A 19636-nucleotide genomic window follows, 5' to 3' on the forward strand; every position below is an offset into this window, starting at 1 on the left:
CCATTGCGATCTTTCCGCAGGCGGACGATGTTGATCAGCGTCCACGACCCCACGTAGGCCCAGCTGAAAGGCCACCTCAGATTCCTACGTGCCAGCCAAACACGGTTTCGGGCGTTCAGCCGATAGAATTCGCCGTGCCGTCGTGGATCTACCACCGGGTGGAAGACTTGCAGGTCCCCTGCGTACCAGACACGATGCCCTGTGTCCCACACACGCCACGCCAGCTCAATTCCTTCATGGGCGTACCAAAACCCACCAGCCCAACCACGGGTCGCCTCAAAAATCGCCCTGGGTAGGAGAAGGCAGGTCTCCCCAACATGGAAGATATTGCTTGACTCCCCCGCCGTCCTTTTATTCAAGCGAGGAATCCAACGACGGGGCGATTCCTCGTTTTCCGGATCGGCGATGCGCGGCATCAACATCCCCATATCCGGGTACTTTCGGAAACGGGCAACGGCTTTTTGCAGAAAATCGATGTCTGGAAGCCACGAATCATCGTCGAGGAAAAGGATGAATTCGCCACGAACGTGCGGCACGCCGGCATTGCGGCCAGCTGGGATGCCTAAATTCTCTTCCAAGTAGACCGGGACAAAACCTTCCGGTAGTCCTCCCGGCTGTGTTGCCGGGTCCCAACCATTGCCGACAACGGCAACATCCAAGCGGACGCCTTCTTGTAATTGAAGCGAACCGAATGCGCGCCGAAGATCCTGCGGCCGGTCCCCCATGGTCAGGATCACGACTCCGACACTGGGATCTACGTTCGTTGTGCCCATGACTGCCTCCTAGGCCTTGAGCCTGGATGATGCGAGGCTGGCCGCAAAATGCCCGCAATTAACGAAAAGTGTGACCGGCACAAGCAGCCACAACAACCAGCTTTCGGCCAGTCCGGAACTCCCGAAAATCGTGGATACGATGGTCGCTACCAGAAACAAAAGGCTCAATTCCACAGCGTGCAAAAGCCGGTGAAAAGGCAGGAAACCAGCGAGTTTCCGCAATTTACCCAACAAGGACGTCGGGGGGATTGCCCGCGCATCCCCGGTATCGGGAAGCTTGCCGAGTCCAGCCATTCCCCGAGCAGCATGGACCATCAGGCTCAAGGAACGGTTGAGCACCAGAAGCAAGGCCACGAGTGCGCCGATGAACAGCACCTGGTCATCGAGCCCGGCGGGGAGCCCCGCTTCGTTTCCACGAGAAATCCGAACCGCAAGGGCGATGGGTAGTAGCGCCTCGGTAGTATGGTGGCCAACCATGTCAATGAAGATACCCTTGGGTCCCTGGGTTTGCCGCCATCGAGCGACTTCTCCATCGCAACAGTCAAAATAGAGCTGCAGTTGGGACAGCACGACAGCGAGTACGGGGCCCCAGATACCCGGAATCAGCAAGGCTGCGGACATACCCCAGCCAGCCAGAATCATCAGTCCCGTGACTCCATTGGCACTGATCGGGGTTCGAACCAGTAATGCGGTGAGATAGATGGAGATATGTCGAAGATATAGTTCCGCAGTCCAATGCTCGGCGTTACGTCTGGATCTGACCTCCGGAGGCTGACATACGGCACGAAGCTCATCAAACGACGGTCTGGCCGGTCGTGTTTCCGACGGGGTCATTCTGTACCCTCGGAGTTTTCTTCCAAGTTCTTTACCGGTCGGCTCTGATCCGTGGTCTGGCCGGCCCCAAGAATTCTTCCACGCACAAAGCCGAACGCCCACGGAAAGTGGATGGTCGGTAAGACACGCAGCAGTTGGAGCCGCTCCAACCCGTTACAGCACTTCGTCTGGACTGAAGCCGCTATGATCATCGCTCCATAGACCGCAGGGGCACTGCGCACGGCTCGTTGAACGAAGCGTCCTAGGCCACTGACATGATCTGAACGCACGAGCCACGACACGACCCCCGCCGCAACCGATACGGCCATGATTGGCGGCGCGAAATGCCTAATTGACTTTCCTTCCGGATACCTACGAGCCAATTCCCCTCGCCAAACCCCGGAAGCGTAGCTTTGTGCGGCCAACCGACGGTAATCATCCCGAGGAAAATACGTCGTCTTCAGCAGTGGATCAAACCACACTTTTTCACCGGCCTGTCGGATGCGGAGACACAGTTCCCAATCTTGCCCACGCCATAAGGACTCATCGTAGAAGCCGACTTCGTCGAAGATCGAGCGGCGAAAAACTCCAAGGTACGCCGATTCAGCCGGGCCTTCGGGAGCACCCGAGTGGTAAGCAGCTCCCCCCAGTCCCAGAGGAGAATTATAGGCTGCCGCGACGGCGCGTTGCAGAGAGTTGCGGCCTTGCGCGTCCATACGACCGCCGACATCGGCCGCCCCACTGCGCAACAAGGTATCCACGCCGCGACGTGTGTACTGGGGATCCAGAACGCTGTGCGCATCCACCCGGATGATGATGGGAGCCGTAGACGCCTTGATGGCCAGGTTCAGGCCTGCTGGAGTGCGTCCAATGGGGTTGTGAACCCACCGAATCCTCGGGTCTTCTAGTGCCATCTGCTCCACCACGGTCTCAGTCCCATCGTCGCTTGGGCCCAGAGCAAGGATGATTTCCTTGGGCCCATCGAAATCCTGGGCGAGAATCCCTTGGACAGCGTCTTTGACGTACTCAGCCTCGTTCAGGACAGGCATGACGTACGAAACGGCTGTCCTTCGGTCGGGGAAATTCATTTTTTCGATTCCCTGTACGCCTTGACGACTTCCTCGGCGTCCCCGTCCATTTCCAGAACACCCTGGTTGATCCATAGCACCCTGTTGCAGGTATCGAGGATGGACTTCATGGAATGCGATACCAGGAAGACTGTTCCGGCCTGTTCGCGGATCTGCCGGATACGAGCTTCACTCCGCTTCCGGAAACGGGCGTCGCCAACCGCCAGAGCTTCGTCAACGATGAGAATTTCGTGCTGCTTAGAAGCCGCGATCGCGAACTTCAGACGAGCCGACATCCCGGAGGAGTACGTCCGCATGGGCAAGTCGATGAAGTCCTCGAGTTCAGCGAATTCAATGATATCGCTCCTCATCGCTTCGATTTCTCGGCGGTTATAGCCCAGGGCGAGCCCCCCGAGGGTGATGTTCTTATCCCCTGAAAGATCAGGAATGAGCGCGGCCCCCACGCCCAACATATTGGGACGAGAAGTCGCGTAGACGGCGCCCGATGCTGGAGGGGTCAGGCCCACGATGCTGCGCATCAGGGTGGACTTTCCTGAACCGTTTGAGCCGATGATCCCGATTGACTCGTTCTCATAGGCCGTGAAGGAGATCCCTTTCACTGCGTGCACCTCCCGCAGCCCGCGGGTTTTCGTCATCAGACGTCGACCACCAGCCGAACCAGCGGACTTCCCACTGGAATAGACCTTGTACCGAACATGCAGGTCCTCCACGACCACCACTGGATGTCGTCCGTCCGGGTGTGAATCAGCGGATTCGGGTACTGGAGAAACTGTCGCGGATTCCGTCTCCAGCGTCGCGGGGGTGGACTCTGCCTCTGACGATGCCGAGACACGAGACGCCGTGTCTTCAGGTGGGATCTCGCTAGGAGGACCGCTGGGTGGTTCGACCTGGTGGTGGTTTCCCATGGAGTTCCGGCGTCTCCCCCGGAATCCTTCAGAGGCAGTATCCGCGTTCGTACCGGCGCCGTCGGTTTCGACACGGTCCGCAGAACGTCGCCTCGGACGAATCAGATCGTCAAAATCAATTGACTCGGCCATAACGCTCCTCTGCTACCCAAAAGAAAATGATCCCGAAAATCAACAGCAGTACCGACCAAATGGACAGGTATGCCCAATACTCAATGGGGTATTCGGTGCCCATGATGCATCCGCGGGCGATCTGGAGCGTTTGGTAGATCGGGTGGAAGTCGAACAGCGTCACCATAACCGGGAGCATGCTCAGAATGCGATCCACCGAAAATAAAACACCGGACGTATAGAACAACAGCCTATTGATCAACGGCAAAAGCTGAGTCAGGTCCCGCACATGCACGGTCAGTCGTGCAGCAACGAGGGCGACCCCGGTATTGAACAAGGTATATATACCTACGAGCGGCAAAACCAGAAGCCAGCTCCATGACGGTTTAGCACCCAGAATGAGGCAGTAGATATACATCACTCCCAGCATGGGCGCCAGAGTGAGTAGCTGCTGAAGAACGGTAGCCAAGGGAAGCGTAATACGAGGGAATGAGAGCGACTGCACCAGCGCAGTGTTTCCGGTAATCGACTTTGCGCCCTGGTTCATGGACTGGCTGAAGAACTCGAAGAGGAAGACACCGATGACGACATACATCGGAAAGCCTGGCGGCCTGCTGTCACCCTGTAATAGCCCAAAAATAGCGCCATACATCAGTGCGTTCAAAGTCGGCTTCAGAACGACCCACAACATACCCAGGCGGTTACGCCCGTTGCTGGCCTCGATCCGGCTACGCGCCAGTTCGAAGGCGAAGTCACGCCGCTCCCAGGCTTGCTTCAGGTAGGTAAGGAGGCGGGGTCTGGCTCCCACACGGTGAAGCCCTTCGGGTCCCACTGAACCAATGACCGTCATGCCTGCAAACTCCTCATTTGGTCTTGGCTTCCAACTCGTCGAAATAGGAGCCCATCGTATCCTGAGTCAAGGCCTCACCGACGTCGGCAACGGCCTGCTCGTCTTCCAACACTATGGACTGTCCGTCCGCGCTGGTGGATGTGCCAGCCGTGGGGAGCGTGAACAGATGGACATCCCCGGACCGCAATCCCTTGAACTGGACAGCCAAGCCGGCGACGGTGCCGGCGTCCAGTGAATCGTCGAGTGAGACGTAGGGCGAGACCTTGTCAATGACCCTATAGACCTTGCTGGGGTTCGTGAGTGTTTCGGCTCTGAGGAGCTTATCCATGACGGCCTTCAAGAATGTTTGCTGGTTCTTGACCCGCTGGTAGTCACCATCGGAAAATGACTTCCGTTCCCGAACAAAACGAAGTGCCCGATCCCCCTCCAACTCGAGGTTTCCCACCGGATAGAAATAGTCGGTGTCATTTGCCGTGAAGGGAATCTCATTTTTGACCGTTACGCCGCCCAGCGCCGTGGTGAGGTCCCGGAATCCTTGAAAATCCACGACAGCAACGTGATCAATCTTGGAGTCAAACATTCCTTCTAAGGTTTGGACCACCAGGGGAACGCCACCAAAAGCCATTGCAGAGTTGATCTTGTGCTTTCCATGGCCCGGAATCTCCAGCCAGGTATCGCGCATGACAGACATGACGTAGATGCCGTCGCGGTCCGCCGGAACATGAACGAGCATCATGGTGTCCGAGCGTTGCCCAGTGCCGCCGGTGTCGATGACATCGTCGGTGACCTGGTTCGCTCCCCCATGATCCGCTCCCATGAGCAGGATGTTCATGGATCTATCACCAGGGTCCTTCACTGGCCGCAGCGACTCCTGGGGAAACGCGGAACCGAGTTCGGGAGTTTTGTCGTCGAACGTGTTGGCGAGAGTGAAGAGATACCCCCCAGCGACCATAGCGACAACGACCAGCACCGCCAATAGTGACAGAATGACGGCGCGGACTGGATGCTTTTTCCGCGGCGCCATACGGCGGGGGGCATACCCGGATTCAGGCTGCGTTCTGTTCAAGTCTTCTCCCGTGGGGGGACGCCGGCCGTGAGATGGCCCGAATTTGGCCGCGACGATGCCCGAATCAAATAGTTGGTCGTAGCAAGCAAGTCTAACGTCATTCGATAGCTAGATTTACTTTGGCTAGATTCAGCTGAATCTAGGCTTCCAGCTCCGCAACGAACTCCTTGAGCCACGGAACAAGTCGTTCCCCGATATCCTGCCGCTCTGCCGCGAGAGTGATGACCGCTTGAATATAGGACAGCTTGTCGCCCGTGTCATATCGGCGACCGCGGAAAACGACGGCATGAACACCACCGCCCGGTTCATCCGACTCCGCCAGCTCCTGCAGTGCATCGGTCAGCTGAATTTCATTGCCACGTCCTGGTTCCGTCCTCTCCAGGACGTCGAAGACGGCAGGATGCAGGACGTATCTCCCGATGACTGCCAGATTTGAAGGCGCCTCGGCGGGTTTTGGTTTCTCCACCAGTCGATTCACCTTGACATAGTCTGCTCCGTCCACGGCGCTGACATCGGCACAACCATAGGCACCGATCTGAGCGGGGTCGACTTCCATGAGCGCGATCACCGATCCGCCCGTTTCCTGCTGCACCTTGATCATTTCGCTGAGCAGCTCATCGCGTTCGTCGATAAGGTCATCGCCCAAAAGCACTGCGAAGGGGTCATTTCCCACATGCAGCTTGGCGCAAAGGACAGCATGCCCCAGCCCTTGGGGGTCTCCTTGGCGAATGTAGTGGATCTCACCGAGATCAGTCGCCTCTTGGATCAACGCAAGTTTCTCGGTGTCACCTTTTTCCGTCAAGACCTGCTCGAGATTGGGGACGCGGTCAAAATGATCTTCAAGGGCACGCTTGCTGCGTCCGGTGATCATCAGGACGTCGTCCAGTCCTGCGTCGGCGGCTTCTGCCACGACGTATTGGATGGCTGGCTTATCGACCACGGGGAGCATTTCCTTGGGCATCGCCTTGGTCGCCGGCAAAAAACGGGTCCCCAATCCCGCCGCCGGAATCACTGCCTTGGTGATGCGCTTAGTTTCACTCATGATTCGACTTTACAAGACCGATACCGTTTCGGCCTGCAAGCACTAACGACCATTGCGAAAGCGGCTGACGACCGAGCGTGGAAGATATTCATCCACGTCACCGCCCAACGCCTGTACTTCCTTGATCAGGCTCGACGAAAGATGCGCATACCTGTTATCCGCAGACAGGAAAACCGTTTCGACCCCGGTCAGATGTCGGTTCATGGCCGCCATCGGGATTTCATATTGATAGTCAACAACTGAACGCAGTCCCTTGACGATCGCGTCGGCTCCGACTTCGCGACAGAATCCTGCCAAGAGGCCATCGCCCATGGCCACCACACTGATCCCTGCCAGCCCGGAAACGGTTTCCCGGGCCATCGCGATCCGCTCCTCCTGGTCAAAGCGGTACTTCTTGGAATAGTTCGTCGACACGGCCACCACGACCTCGTCGAAGAGGCTGCTGGCACGGGCAATGATTTCCACATGGCCCTTATGGATGGGATCAAAGGATCCGGGGCAGACGGCAAGACGCATACCTGCAATCTATCAATGGCAGGCGCCCTTGGCTTGCAATAGTCGTCATGTTGGCCGCGTCCTTGCCATACTGGGTTCCATGTCCCACAGCTTTCCCTGGCAACGTGCCGCCCATGGCGCCAATCTCCTCGGCTCCGACGGCCACCTCGCAGCGACCATCTTCGAGGAAATTACTGTTTTGGCGCGACAACACGAAGCAGTTAATCTCGGTCAAGGCTTTCCCGATGCAGACGGGCCCGCCTTCATGGCCGAAGCAGCCGCCCGAAATATCCATTCGGGTCATAATCAATACGCGCCGGGACCGGGCATTCCCGAGCTCCGCACGGCCATCGCCGACCACCAGCACCACTTCTACGGGCTCTCGCCTGACCCGGAGACAGGAGTGGTCGTGACCACGGGCGCTACTGAGGCGATTGCCGCGTCGGTCCTGGCCCTGGTCAATCCCGGGGACGAAGTACTCACCTTCGAGCCGTTCTATGACTCCTATGGGGCGACCATCGCTCTGGCCGGAGGTGTCCACCGGACGGTTCAATTGCGGACTCCTGACTTCCAGCCCGACCCGGACGAGCTTGAACATGCCATCACCGATAAGACGCGGATGATCCTGCTCAACAATCCGCATAATCCTACGGGGACCGTCTTTGAACGCGAGGTCCTCGAACACATAGTTCAACTCGCGGAACGTCATGACGTGCTCATCGTGTCCGACGAGGTCTACGAACATATGACCTTCGGCTGTCAGCACATCCCAGTGGCCTCCATCGCCGGCGCTTGGGACCGGACGATCAGTATTTCTTCTGCCGGCAAGACTTTTTCCTTCACCGGGTGGAAAGTCGGTTGGGCCAGCGGCCCGGCCGACCTGGTTGCTGCCGTACGCACGGTGAAGCAGTTCCTTTCCTATAGTTCGGGGCCGGCCTATCAGCCTGCCGTGGCCGAGGCGCTCAGGCTTCCTGACGAGTACTTCGCCAACTTCGCTACGGACTTGGCAGGACGTGGCCAGTTGCTGGCCGACGGTTTGGAAGCCGCGGGCATGACGGTGTACCGACCGTCGGGCACGTATTTTGTCGTCGCCGACGTAGCGCCCCTGGGAATCGATGACGCCGCGGATCTGGCGCGGCGGCTGCCCGAAATCGTCGGGGTTGCCGGGATTCCACTCTCGGTCTTCTGCCACGAGGAGGGTGCCGCTGCCACCCGTACACTGATCCGCTTCGCTTTCTGCAAGCAACCCGATGTCCTCGCCGAGGCGACGAAACGCCTCAGCGGATTGCGCGGAGCGATCATCCGGTGAACACCCCGCAGCATAAGACGCATCGACGTTGGTTGTCCGGTGTGGGGCAGCACGCCGAGTTGATTCCCGACACGTGGATTCCCGGGGCTTGGGTTCTCTCCATCGGAGGGGCCGAGCAGTCCCATGTCAACCCGGCAGCTCCCCACGAGATCTTCTACGAGTACCTCCGGCGGACCGCCAACCATCTGGATCTGCTCGGGTCTCCGGGCACCGCCTTGAAGGTCCTGCATCTGGGGGCAGGAGCACTCACCCTCGTCCGTTATCTCTCCACGACACGCCCAGGCAGCAGCCAGTTCGCCGTGGATTCCGAGCGGGAACTGATGGGCTTCGTCACCGAGTCCCTTCCGCTGCCGGCCGACACGAATTGTGAGCTCATGATCGGCGATGCCCGTGAAGTTGTTGCGGACAAACTGGCCGGAGAGGCTTTCGACGCAGTCATTTTGGATGTCTTTGCCGGTGCTGATGCTCCGGAACATCTGCGGGCGGATGAATTCCATCGCGAGATCCGGGATCTGCTGGCCCCTGAGGGGATATCGTTGGTCAACGTCGGGGATGATCCGCCCTTTGCCTTCATCCGCCAGCAAATCAACGCCATGGAAGAGACGTACCGGCAAGTCACCGTCGCCGCTCCCCAAGAGCTGTTCAGCCGACGTGCCCCAGGGAACTTCATACTCATGGGAACGGATACGGCATGGGACGGCTCTCGGCTGGATGCCTTGCGAAGCATGGGCCCCCACCCCGGCAGCGTCCTCTCAGGGGTCGATCTGGACGGTCTCCGCAAACCATAGGGTCGTCTCCCCGTATTTCTTCGCCGAGAGGCTGGCCAGCCCCTCCGGCCACGATGGTTCAGGGGATCGCGTGGAACGCTCCAACACCACCAGTGCCCCTTCGTTCAAGACCGGTACCAGTTCCAATAACGTGGCCGAGAGTTCGGTATCCGTGAGCGGGTAAGGCGGGTCCAGGAATACCAGGTCCCAGCCACGCCCCGACTCGATTTCGGCCGCCAGGAAAGTCTTGACGGATCCTCGTCTGGCCGCGACCGCTTCCCTGCGAAGGTGCTTGTTGACCAATGCGGCATTGGCTTGGCAAGCTGCCAAGGCCTTGGGGGCCTGTTCAACGAGCACTACCGTCCGTGCCCCACGGCTGGCCGCCTCGACCCCGAGCGCCCCGGACCCGGCATAGAGATCCAGGACGCGGGCACCTTCAAGTTCGTCCTGACTCTCCAACCGCGAGAAGAGAGCTTCCTTCACCCGGTCGGTTGTCGGCCGGGTGGCATCCCCCGGGACGGAAGTCAGTCCCAGTCCCCCGGCTGCCCCGGCAATAACACGTCCCATGTACTACTAACCCCGTTCCAGGAATGCTTGCATGTCATCATCCACCCAGCTGTGCACCAATTGGCGAAGTCCCGGATGCCCAGCGAGTCCTCCGAGGCTTTCTACGATCTGTTCGGCATCGGTCCGGGCCGCAGTGATGATCTTCCGTTCTCGGACGACTCTGAGGATCTTCAGGGTGTTCTGTGTTCCCGACTGACGGGCACCCAGCACGTCGCCTTCGCGGCGTTCCGCAAGGTCGACTTCGGCCAGTTCAAAACCATCCGTGGTGTTGGCCACGGCAGCGAGCCGTTGCAAGGAAGGATGCCCCGAAGGAAGCCAAGATGCCAGCAGACAAGTCCCCGGCAGTCCACCACGGCCAACGCGCCCGCGGAGCTGGTGCAACTGGGACACTCCGAAGGAGTCGGCGTCGAGGATGATCATCGCGGTGGCGTTCGGGACATCGACGCCTACTTCGATGACCGTCGTCGAGACAAGGATTCCGGTTTCCCCCGACTCGAATCCCGACATGGCTCCTGTCTTCTCCTCGGTCGTCATCCGGCCGTGGAGCATGTCGATGCCAATTCCCTCGAAAAGTGGCATGCCTCCCAACCGCTGGTACATTTCTTCGACCGTCGCCTTCGGCGGTGCGGGTGGACCCAATCGGTCGGCTCCACCGGATCCTGCCTCTGGCCCTGTCCCCTCGGATGTACTCGACTCCGGCCCCATGCCCTCTTCGGCCGTCTGCTCGGAAATGCGCGGACAGACCAAATAAACTTGGTGCCCCCGATCCACTTCTTCGCGCATCAAGGCGAACATCCGATCGCGGTAGCGTTCGTCGTGCAGATCCACGAGATAGGTGCTGGTCGGGGCCCGGCCGGCCGGCAGTTCAGATAGAGTGCTGATCTCCAGGTCCCCGAAGACCGTGATCGCGACGGTCCGCGGAATGGGTGTCGCCGTCATGACCAGCATATGGGGCTGCACACTGCCCTTGGCTCGCAGAGTGTCTCGCTGTTCCACACCGAAGCGGTGCTGTTCGTCGACCACGACGAATCCCAGTTCGGCAAAAATGACATTTTCCGAAAGCAAGGCATGGGTTCCGATCAGGATCCCGGTTTCGCCGGAAGCGACCCTGAGCAGTACCTCCCTACGCTGGGCGACCGGCATGGATCCGGTCAGTAGATCCACACGCGTCCCCTTCGGATCTCCGTCAAGCTGTCCGGCCCGTCCGAGTGGGCCCAGCATTCGGGAGATCGAAGCATAGTGTTGCTGGGCGAGGACCTCGGTGGGCACCATCAGTGCCGTCTGCGCTCCGGCGTCGATCACCTGAAGCATGGCACGCAATGCGACCACGGTTTTACCAGACCCGACTTCTCCTTGGAGCAGGCGGTTCATCGGATGTTGGCGTGCCAGATCCGCGGAGATTTCCAACCCCGCTCGGACTTGCCCCTCGGTCAGTGTGAAGGGCAAGGATGCTTCAAACTTATTGAGCATGCCGTCCACTCCCCCGACACGTGCGGTCGCCGGTTGGCGGAATCGATGAGCCCGCCGCTCAGCCAAGGCCAGCTGGAGCACCAAGGCCTCGTCGTATCTGAAGCGTTTCTTTGCTGCTTCGCCATGGGCCACGGTATCCGGTGCGTGGACCGCATAGAGCGCCCGGGCAAGTTCAGGGAGGCGGTGCTTCTCGCGGAGGGATGCAAGCAACGGATCAGGGTAGGTCTCGGGTGACACGCCAGCCAACACCAGCTCCATCATTCCGCGCAGCGCCTGGCTGCTCACGGCGGCGGTTGCCGGATAAATCGGGATCGGACGGGGTTCGGCGTCATCGGCGGTTTCCAGGAGGGCATATTCGGGTTGGGCCAGTTGGAGTGTTTGCCGGTAGGCACCGACTTTCCCGCTGAACATGGCCACCGTGCCGGTGGTCAGTTCCCTGGCTGCCTTATATCCGTTGAAGAAGGTCATGTTGAGACGTCCATGCGTTTCTCCTAGTTCGTCCTCGACGGCCACTTGGAGCAGCATGCCCTTGCGTCGCTGCATCCTGCGTTGTTCCGATGAGACGACCCGGGCCACCACGGTGACGGTTTCACCGAACGGAAGTTGGTCGATACGTGTCAGCTCGCCGACATCGAGATATCTTCGGGGGAAATGATGGAGCAGTTCACCACAAGTTTCAAGCTGGAAGGCCTTGGCTACTGCGTCGGCTGCGCGGCTGCCGATGGCTGATCGCAACGGTGTTTCCGGGCCGAAGGATGTCGAGTCAGCCACTGTGGGTGCACAAATCCGTGATGGAGACGTTCACTGGCTCACCGGCTTCCCGTATGGCCTCCAGCGCGTCCTCGGCGTGATCGACGTGCACATGGACCCGCCACCTGTATGCTTCGTCGGGCCCGTTGACGGCGCTCATGATCACCGAGTTGCCGAGTGAGTCAAGGCGTGCCCGCAGCGTTGCTGCTTCCAACGCACCCAACGTGATCGTACACATGACCTCGACTCCTTCCTCGTTGGAGGACGTGGCATGAATGTGGGGATCCTGGATCCCATAGCCGTGGAGCGGCGTATAGCGGGATTCATCGGGTTCTTCACCGGTCACCGCCGCACAGAGCGTGTCGAGCACCAGCATCATGCCCACGGCGCCGGCATCGACCACCTTGGCTTGGGTGAGTGCCCCGAGTTGGTCCTCCGTGCTGACCACGGAACGGAGGGTGACATCCTGCACGGCAGCCAGGACCTCTCGCAAGTTCGCCCGGCTGGACGGGTCGGCATTCGACTCTGCCACCGCACTGCTCGCGGCCCGGGCCGCGGACTCCGCAACGGAGAGCATGGTCCCAGGAACCGGATCGCTGAGCGCCGACCAGGCACGGACCCTTCCGCGCTCCAGCGCCGCCGCAAGCAGCGGCCCGGTCAACCGCGGCTGTCCCAGCAGAGGTTCTGAAAATCCGATGAGGAACACCGACAGCAATGTGCCCGAATTTCCACGGGCGGATTCCATTCCTGCGCGCCCTGCCGTTGCCAGGTATTCACCCAGATCTTCCGACTCGAGCACAGACACGGCGTCCTGGGCCGTACGCGCGGTCAGGTAGAGGTTGGACCCGGTATCCCCGTCAGCCACGGGAAAGATGTTGATGGCGTCCAGACGGTCGCTGTGGTTGGCCAGGGCACCGACCATCGATTCGAGCCAGGTGGCTGCCGCGGGCACCCCTGAAGCGATCTTGGCGGTCATGTTCGTTCCCCTTACGGGTTGCTTAGAGTCCGTGCGACTGCACGAACTCGTCGACGTTGTCATCCTTCAGTGCAGCAGAGAGCTCCTTGATGGCCGCGTCGTCGGGCACGACGATGGATTGGCCGTCGTCGGACCATCCGGTCCCCTGGTTCGGCAGGGTGAAGAAGTGCATGTCGTTGCTCCGCACACGTGCCAGGGAAGCACCCAGCATGCCCACCTCCACGGCACCGAACTCGTCATCGACGGCGATGTAGGGCGAGATCTCGTCGACCACATCGGACATCTTGGCCGGGTTGGCCAACGTTTTGGGAGTGAGCACCTTCGCTACCACTGCCTTGATGAAGGTCTGCTGGTTCTTGACCCGCTGGTAGTCGCCGTCCTTGAAGGATTTTCGTTCCCGGACGAAGGCCAGGGCTTTGTCTCCCTCGAGATGCGTCTGGCCCTTGGTGAAATCGTAGTGCCCGTACCCGGAGGTGAAGTTGGAGGGGACATCGACATCAACGCCGCCGATCGCTTCGGTGAGTCCCTTGAAACCCTCCATGTCAATGGAGGCAACATGGTCGATACGTGTGTCCAGGAGTGTCTCCAGCGTCTGTACTGCCAGTGGGACCCCACCATAGGAGAAGGCCGCGTTGATCTTATGACTGCCCTTACCTGGAATGGGCACCCACGTGTCCCTCATGATCGACGTGACAAACACATTCTTGCGGTCAGCCGGCACGTGGATCAGCATGATCGTATCCGACCTGCCGGCATTGGGAACGCCCTTGAGGTTCTCGGAGTCACCGGAGCCACCACCGGAGTCGCTGCCCAGAAGCAGGATGTTGACGGCGCCCTTCTCCGACGCATCGGGACGGACGGATTCGGCGGGGAAGGCCGACTCGATCTTGGAACTATTCGAATCGAAGTTCTTGGCCAGCATGAAGACATAGCCACCCGCGACGAGAGCGGCAATCACGACCAGGGACAAAAGGGTGATGATGGTGGCCCGTACCGGGTGTTTCTTTTTCGGTTCGGGGTCCCCGAAACCAAAATCCATGTTCTCTCGGGACATGTCAGCCTTTCATCGCCGTGGTTGCCGTCCCATCCTAGCCGCGGCCACGCAGGTTAGAGTGGAGGGGTGCGTTTTCCTGTTGATTTTTCTGTTCAGCGCCGGGTCATTCCGGCGGCCGTTCTGCTTCTGGCAGGCCTGTCACTCGCCGGATGTTCCAGTCCCGCTACCGTTCAGTCAGCCGATGACGCAGCCAACCCGCTTTGCGCGGACATGATGGTTGCGATGCCCGAGGAGTTGGCCGGCTATGAGCTCCGCGCCACGACCAGCCAGGCGACCGCCGTATGGGGGGACCCTGCGAAGATCATCCTTCGGTGCGGGGTCAATGTTCCGGGCCCGACGACCGACCAGTGTGCCGGGGTAAACGGCGTGGACTGGGTGGCCAAGGAGGGCGAGGTTGCCTGGACGTTGACCACCTACGGTCGTACCCCCGCCACCGAGGTTCTCTTCAACCCAGATGAAGTCCCGTCGAGCACCGTGTTGTCCCAGCTCGGCTCCGCCGCCGAACGTATTCCCGCCCAAGGCGGATGCAGTACCCAGGACACGTCCGAGGACCTGCCTTAGGTCCCTGCCGGGACTCATGGGCTGCTAACGCAGCCCGGTTTTCCGGTTCAAGGCCAACCAGATGAGTTCATCCACGAGGTCTGCGTAGCCGATTCCTGTTTCCTGCCAAATACGCGGATACATGCTCACCGGAGTGAAACCGGGCATGGTGTTGATCTCGTTGATGATCCACCGGCCATCATCGGTGTAGAAGAAGTCAACCCGCGCCAGGCCTTCACCGCCGATCGCGTCGAAGGCCGTGGCTGCCTGTTCCCTGATGATCGAGATCTGGTCTTCGGGCAGGGCAGCCGGGCAGGTGAGCTCCGCTGCACCCCCGTCGACATACTTGGCATTGAAATCATAGAACGTATCGGCGCCCGCCGTAACAACGATTTCGCCGGGCAAAGAGGTTCGCGGCGCATCGGAGCCGCGCCCTTCCAGAACGCCACATTCGATTTCGCGGCCTTCGATGCCTTGTTCGATGATCACCTTGGGATCGTGCTCGCGTGCGGCATCGATGGCTTCAACCAGGCCCGCTTGATCAGCCACCCGGCTCACGCCCACGGAGGATCCGGCCCGGGCAGGTTTCACGAAGATCGGATATTCCAAGCGCGACAGCCGGTCCAGACAGGACTGGCGATCACGCTGCCATTCCTTGTCGGTGATCACTTCGTAGGGACCGATTTCCAGCCCGGCGGCTTCGAAAACAAGCTTGGCGAAGTGCTTGTCCATACCGATCGCACTGGCGGCAACGCCGGAACCTACATAGGAGATATCCGCCATTTCCAGCAGACCTTGGACCGTCCCGTCCTCACCGAAGGATCCATGCAGGACCGGGAAGACTGCGTCTACTCCCCCAAGGCTCCGCATGGCCCCGGATTTGCTGTGTCCAACGAGTTCGCTCGCCTCGTTGGTGTGGGAGAACTGCAGGGACTCGTTGCTGGGCTCGACCTCAGGTGCTGCGCCCGATCTCAGCGACCAGGACTCCGGGTCGGCTTCCTCGATGGTCCACTGTCCTTGACGGGTGATACCGATGGGGATGACTTCGTATTTCTCCGGGTCCAGGACCCGGAGGATCCCGGCGGCAGTGACACAGCTCACGGAGTGTTCCGGCGACCGGCCGCCGAAGAGCAGTGCGATCCGTGTTCTGGTCTTCTTGGTCTCGCTCATGAGCCCTCTCCCTCGGATTTCAGTTCGCGGCCCAGCAGGCGTTCGGCCATGGCGGAAACGGTGAGCTTGCCTTCGAGGACCATGACGACGGCCTCGGTGATCGGCATTTCCACCTGCACGTTCCGCCCTAGGTCCAACACGGCTCGGGCGGACTTGATGCCCTCTGCCGTCTGCGTCATCGTGTCGTTGACTTCTTCGAGGGTGAGCCCGTTGCCCAGATACCTACCGGCCGTGCGGTTGCGTGAAAGCGGCGAGGAACAGGTGGCAACCAGGTCTCCCAGACCGGCAAGTCCGGACATGGTTTCCAGTTTTCCACCGATGGCCAGGGCCAACCGGGTCGTTTCGGCCAATCCACGGGTGATGACGGAGGCCTTGGTGTTGTCTCCCATCCCGCGGCCGTCGCAGATGCCGACGGCCAAGGCGATGACGTTCTTGACGATGCCACCGATTTCGACTCCGATGAGGTCGGTGTTCGTGTAGGGCCGGAAGTAGTCGGGAGAGCACGCGTTGGCGATCCATGCCGCGGTATCCCCGTCCGGGCAGGCAACCACCGAGGCGGTGGGCTCCTCACGCGCAATTTCCATGGCCAGGTTCGGGCCGGAGACCACGGCAATTTCGTCCTGGGTTCGGTCGAGCTCCTCGGCAATCACTTCCGTCATCCGTGAATCTGTGCCGCGCTCGAGTCCCTTCATCAAGGACACGATGACGGCGCCTGCCGGAATGAGGCCTGCTACGTTCCGGAGTTGTTCGCGGAGTTGTTGGGCCGGCACCGCCAGCACGACCATTTCCGCGTCGGCCAAGACGGCTGCGGCATCCGAGGAGGCGATGATGTTGGCCGGAAGGACAGTCTCCTTCAGATAGGTCGAGTTCGTGTGCTTCGAGGTGATTTCCTCGGCAACCTCGGCACGACGCGCCCAAAGTTGGACCGTGGTTCCGTTGTCGGCACAAGAATCCGCCAGGACCTTGGCGAAGGTCGCTCCCCAGCTCCCCGCTCCGAGAACGGCAATCTTCTGCGGTGTTGGCCTCATCGGTCCCCTCCCGGTCGGTCGTCTTCGGTGCCGTTCTTGTCTTCTGACTTCATACGTCCTGTCGCAGCCTGTCCGTGCGCGGCCGGGTCCCAGGGAGTTTCCGGTGGCTGCTCGCCACGGAGTTCCCCGACCTCGACCGACACGGCGGCAATGATTCGTGTGGTTGCCTGGTCGAGAACTGCGCGAGTCATCGGCTGGTCCCGCAGATCATCGAGATCCACCGGCTCGCCGGCCCTCACATAGACCCGCTTCCGCGGAAGGATCTTCAAGGATTTTCCGTACCGGGGCAGCACCTTCTGGGCCCCCCAATGGGCGATCGGGACCACCGGAGCGCCGGTCTGCAAGGCGAGCCGGGCGGCCCCGGTGCGTCCGCGCATGGGCCATTCCTCGGGATCGCGGGTCAGGGATCCTTCGGGATAGATGATGATCACGTCCCCGGCCTCCAACACCTCCTGCGCGATAGCGAGGGATCCGCTGGCACCCAAAGTGGCTCGGGAAACCGGAACCTGTCGGGAAGCCCGCAAGGCTGCCCCCAGGAGTGGAACCTTGAACAGCGAATCCTTCGTGAGGTACCGCGGAAGGCGCCCTTGGTTGTAGAAGGCATGGCCCACCACCACCGGGTCGAGCTCCGTGACATGGTTGGGGCAGGCGATGAATCCGCCTGCCGGCAGGTCATCGAACCCGATCCAGGTTTTGGCCATCAGCACGTTCATCAGGGGTCTGGCAATACCGGCCAGCACCCCGAAGACCAGTCGCTGTCCCCGTTCTTCCTTCATGCGGGCCCTAGACGATTTCGCTGATTTCGACGCGCGCTCCGAGGCCCTGGATCTTGTCCAGGAAACGCTCGTAGCCACGGCTGATCAGCTCGATACCGGTCACGTGGCTGGTCCCCTCGGCAGCCAGGGCCGCAATCAGGTGCGAGAAACCTCCGCGTAGGTCCGGAATGTCGATATCGCGGCCCATGAGCTGCGAGGGGCCGGTGATCACTGCCGAGTGTTTGAAGTTTCGTTGTCCGAAACGGCAGGGAACCGCGCCGAGGCATTCGCGGTGCAACTGGATGGTTGCTCCCATGCGCACCAAGGCCTCGGTGAACCCGAAACGGTTTTCATAGACAGTCTCGTGGACGATCGAGACCCCATGGGCCTGGGTCAGGGCAACCACCAGGGGCTGCTGCCAGTCGGTCATGAATCCGGGGTGGACATCGGTTTCGAGAACCAGAGGCTTCAGTTCCCCTCCGGGGTGGAAGAAGCGGATCCCATCATCGTGCACCTCGAAGTCCCCACCGATCTTGCGGTAAGTGTTCAAGAAGGACGTCAGGTCCTGCTGGTCCGCTCCCTCGACATAGATGTCTCCCCGCGTGGCCAACGCCGCAGAGGCCCACGAGGCCCCTTCATTGCGGTCGGGAATGGCACGATGGTTGTAACCATGGAGCGCGGCGACCCCCTCGATCCGGATGACCCGGTCGGTCTGGACCGTGATGATGGCACCCATTTTCTGCAGGAGCGCAATCAGGTCCATGATTTCAGGCTCCACCGCAGCACCGGTGAGTTCGGTGATGCCTTCGGCACGGACGGCCGTCAGCAGGACCTGCTCGGTGGCACCGACACTCGGATAGGGCAAATCCACCTTGGCGCCCTTGAGACCGTGCGGCGCACTGATCGAAATGCCATTGGCACGCTTATCGACCACCGCACCGAAGTTGCGGAGGACGTCCAAATGGAAATCGATAGGGCGGTCCCCGATCCTGCATCCCCCGAGATCGGGGATGAAGGCCTCACCGATGCTGTGGATCAACGGGCCACAGAACAGGATCGGAATACGAGAGTCCCCGGCATGGGCATCGATCTCATTGGACGGGGCCGTCTTGGCGCCCTGGGGGTCGAGGGTGAGATCACCGGATTCAGGATCCTTTTCGACCGTGACGCCGTGGATCTGCAACAGACTCGTGACGACGTCGACATCCTTGATTTCCGGAACGTTGCGCAGTACCGAGGGGGTGTTTCCCAAAAGAGAAGCCACCATCGCCTTCGGAACTAGATTCTTGGCCCCCCTGACCTTTACTCTCCCCTGTAGCGGGACGCCGCCGTGGATAGTCAGGACCTTGCCCATGTATCAAAACCTCACACTTGTATGGTTCTTCGAGTTCTCCGAAGGTTCTCGGCAAGCATACAGCCACCAACCCCGACGACCTTTGAACGCGCGGCGGTTCGGCGTGCGCGATTCGCTGTCGGCGGAAGTGTGGAACACCTACGCTCAGGAATATTTTGCGGGAAGCGTCTTCGGCTTCCAGCTCGGTCTGGTCTGCTCGTAGGCGGTGATATCCGGCTCCTGTTGCAGGGTCAGGCCGATGTCATCCAGGCCTTCCATGAGCCGCCAACGCGTGTAGTCGTCAATCTCGAAGGGTGCGACGAGCGATCCGCAGCTGACGGTCCGCGATTCCAGGTCCACGGTGACCGTGGTCCCTGGATGATTATCGAGTTCCTTCCAGATGAGCTCGATATCACCCTGGTCGACCTGCGCAGCGACCAGCCCCTGTTTACCGGAGTTGCCCCGGAAGATGTCGCCGAAACGCGACGAGAGGACTGCACGGAAACCATAGTCCTTCAGCGCCCAGACGGCGTGCTCACGGGAGGAGCCGGTCCCGAAGTCCGGTCCGGCCACGAGGACGGAACCCTGGGAGAAGGATTCCTGGTTCAACACGAACTCGGGATCCTTGCGCCAGCGGGCAAACAACGCGTCGTCGAAGCCCGTGCGGGTGATCCGCTTGAGGTAGACGGCGGGGATGATCTGATCGGTGTCGATATCCGACTGCCGCAGCGGAACGCCGATACCCGTATGTGTGGTGATCTTTTCCATGTCTGC

General features: G+C 60.4%; 20 protein-coding genes. 3 read left to right on the plus strand and 17 right to left on the minus strand.

The window, feature by feature from the left end; translation table 11 throughout:
• The 8 genes from ACT3S6_RS01660 to coaD all read right to left on the minus strand — a co-directional run.
• On the minus strand, positions 1–773 hold a 773-nt coding region (locus tag ACT3S6_RS01660), incomplete at its 3' end, for a glycosyltransferase family 2 protein (protein ID WP_444553432.1).
• Between the two features lie 9 nt (positions 774–782).
• A complete protein-coding gene (locus ACT3S6_RS01665) occupies positions 783–1607 on the minus strand; it encodes a CDP-alcohol phosphatidyltransferase family protein (RefSeq protein ID WP_444553433.1) in 825 nt (274 codons plus the stop codon).
• Positions 1604–2674, minus strand: a complete 1071-nt coding sequence (locus tag ACT3S6_RS01670) for a glycosyltransferase family 2 protein (RefSeq protein ID WP_444553434.1) — start codon at positions 2672–2674, stop codon at positions 1604–1606. Before ACT3S6_RS01670 ends, ACT3S6_RS01665 begins: the two co-directional genes overlap by 4 nt.
• On the minus strand, positions 2671–3384 hold the full coding sequence (locus tag ACT3S6_RS01675) for an ABC transporter ATP-binding protein (protein WP_444553435.1): 714 nt from the start codon (positions 3382–3384) through the stop codon (positions 2671–2673). Before ACT3S6_RS01675 ends, ACT3S6_RS01670 begins: the two co-directional genes overlap by 4 nt.
• A 310-nt stretch (positions 3385–3694) precedes the next feature.
• Entirely contained in the window at positions 3695–4540 is an 846-nt protein-coding gene (locus tag ACT3S6_RS01680) for an ABC transporter permease (RefSeq protein ID WP_444553436.1), read from the minus strand.
• Between the two features lie 13 nt (positions 4541–4553).
• A complete protein-coding gene (locus ACT3S6_RS01685; protein WP_444553437.1) occupies positions 4554–5606 on the minus strand; it encodes an LCP family protein in 1053 nt (350 codons plus the stop codon).
• A 139-nt stretch (positions 5607–5745) separates the two neighbouring features.
• Entirely contained in the window at positions 5746–6648 is a 903-nt protein-coding gene (gene galU / locus ACT3S6_RS01690) for a UTP--glucose-1-phosphate uridylyltransferase GalU (protein WP_444553438.1), read from the minus strand.
• A gap of 42 nt (positions 6649–6690) precedes the next feature.
• On the minus strand, positions 6691–7164 hold the full coding sequence (gene coaD, locus ACT3S6_RS01695) for a pantetheine-phosphate adenylyltransferase (protein WP_444553439.1): 474 nt from the start codon (positions 7162–7164) through the stop codon (positions 6691–6693).
• Between the two features lie 79 nt (positions 7165–7243).
• Between coaD and ACT3S6_RS01700 the strand changes: the two genes are divergently transcribed.
• Positions 7244–8452, plus strand: a complete 1209-nt coding sequence (locus ACT3S6_RS01700; RefSeq protein WP_444553605.1) for an aminotransferase class I/II-fold pyridoxal phosphate-dependent enzyme — start codon at positions 7244–7246, stop codon at positions 8450–8452.
• Positions 8449–9240, plus strand: coding sequence for a spermidine synthase (locus ACT3S6_RS01705; RefSeq protein WP_444553440.1), 792 nt, complete (start codon positions 8449–8451; stop codon positions 9238–9240). Before ACT3S6_RS01700 ends, ACT3S6_RS01705 begins: the two co-directional genes overlap by 4 nt.
• Here ACT3S6_RS01705 and rsmD read toward each other — a convergent pair.
• Genes rsmD through ACT3S6_RS01725 form a run of 4 tightly spaced genes read right to left on the minus strand, consistent with a single transcriptional unit; the run spans position 9205 to position 14036 of the window.
• A complete protein-coding gene (rsmD, locus tag ACT3S6_RS01710) occupies positions 9205–9786 on the minus strand; it encodes a 16S rRNA (guanine(966)-N(2))-methyltransferase RsmD (protein ID WP_444553441.1) in 582 nt (193 codons plus the stop codon). The two genes, ACT3S6_RS01705 and rsmD, sit on opposite strands and share 36 nt — an antisense overlap.
• A gap of 6 nt (positions 9787–9792) precedes the next feature.
• Positions 9793–12027 (minus strand): ATP-dependent DNA helicase RecG, encoded by a 2235-nt coding sequence (locus tag ACT3S6_RS01715; RefSeq protein ID WP_444553442.1) that lies wholly within the window; start codon positions 12025–12027, stop codon positions 9793–9795.
• Positions 12020–12982, minus strand: coding sequence for a DAK2 domain-containing protein (locus ACT3S6_RS01720; protein WP_444553443.1), 963 nt, complete (start codon positions 12980–12982; stop codon positions 12020–12022). The genes ACT3S6_RS01715 and ACT3S6_RS01720 overlap by 8 nt, the downstream gene beginning before the upstream one ends.
• Before the next feature lie 22 nt (positions 12983–13004).
• Complete coding sequence (locus ACT3S6_RS01725) at positions 13005–14036, minus strand: LCP family protein (protein ID WP_444553444.1); 1032 nt, start codon at positions 14034–14036, stop codon at positions 13005–13007.
• A 66-nt stretch (positions 14037–14102) separates the two neighbouring features.
• Between ACT3S6_RS01725 and ACT3S6_RS01730 the strand changes: the two genes are divergently transcribed.
• Positions 14103–14597, plus strand: a complete 495-nt coding sequence (locus ACT3S6_RS01730; RefSeq protein ID WP_444553445.1) for a DUF3515 family protein — start codon at positions 14103–14105, stop codon at positions 14595–14597.
• A gap of 24 nt (positions 14598–14621) precedes the next feature.
• Here ACT3S6_RS01730 and ACT3S6_RS01735 read toward each other — a convergent pair whose 3' ends face one another.
• The 5 genes from ACT3S6_RS01735 to leuD form a co-directional block, all read right to left on the minus strand.
• Positions 14622–15746: a D-alanine--D-alanine ligase family protein gene (locus ACT3S6_RS01735; protein ID WP_444553446.1), complete on the minus strand. Its 1125-nt coding sequence runs from the start codon at positions 15744–15746 to the stop codon at positions 14622–14624.
• Entirely contained in the window at positions 15743–16774 is a 1032-nt protein-coding gene (locus tag ACT3S6_RS01740) for an NAD(P)H-dependent glycerol-3-phosphate dehydrogenase (RefSeq protein WP_444553447.1), read from the minus strand. Before ACT3S6_RS01740 ends, ACT3S6_RS01735 begins: the two co-directional genes overlap by 4 nt.
• Entirely contained in the window at positions 16771–17550 is a 780-nt protein-coding gene (locus ACT3S6_RS01745; RefSeq protein WP_444553448.1) for a lysophospholipid acyltransferase family protein, read from the minus strand. The genes ACT3S6_RS01740 and ACT3S6_RS01745 overlap by 4 nt, the downstream gene beginning before the upstream one ends.
• 7 nt (positions 17551–17557) lie before the next feature.
• On the minus strand, positions 17558–18883 hold the full coding sequence (gene murA / locus ACT3S6_RS01750; RefSeq protein ID WP_444553449.1) for a UDP-N-acetylglucosamine 1-carboxyvinyltransferase: 1326 nt from the start codon (positions 18881–18883) through the stop codon (positions 17558–17560).
• Between the two features lie 144 nt (positions 18884–19027).
• Positions 19028–19630, minus strand: a complete 603-nt coding sequence (gene leuD, locus ACT3S6_RS01755) for a 3-isopropylmalate dehydratase small subunit (RefSeq protein ID WP_444553450.1) — start codon at positions 19628–19630, stop codon at positions 19028–19030.
• Positions 19631–19636 lie beyond the last annotated feature (6 nt).

This window comes from Arthrobacter sp. AOP36-C1-22, from assembly GCF_052377515.1.
Lineage (GTDB): Bacteria > Actinomycetota > Actinomycetes > Actinomycetales > Micrococcaceae > Arthrobacter_H.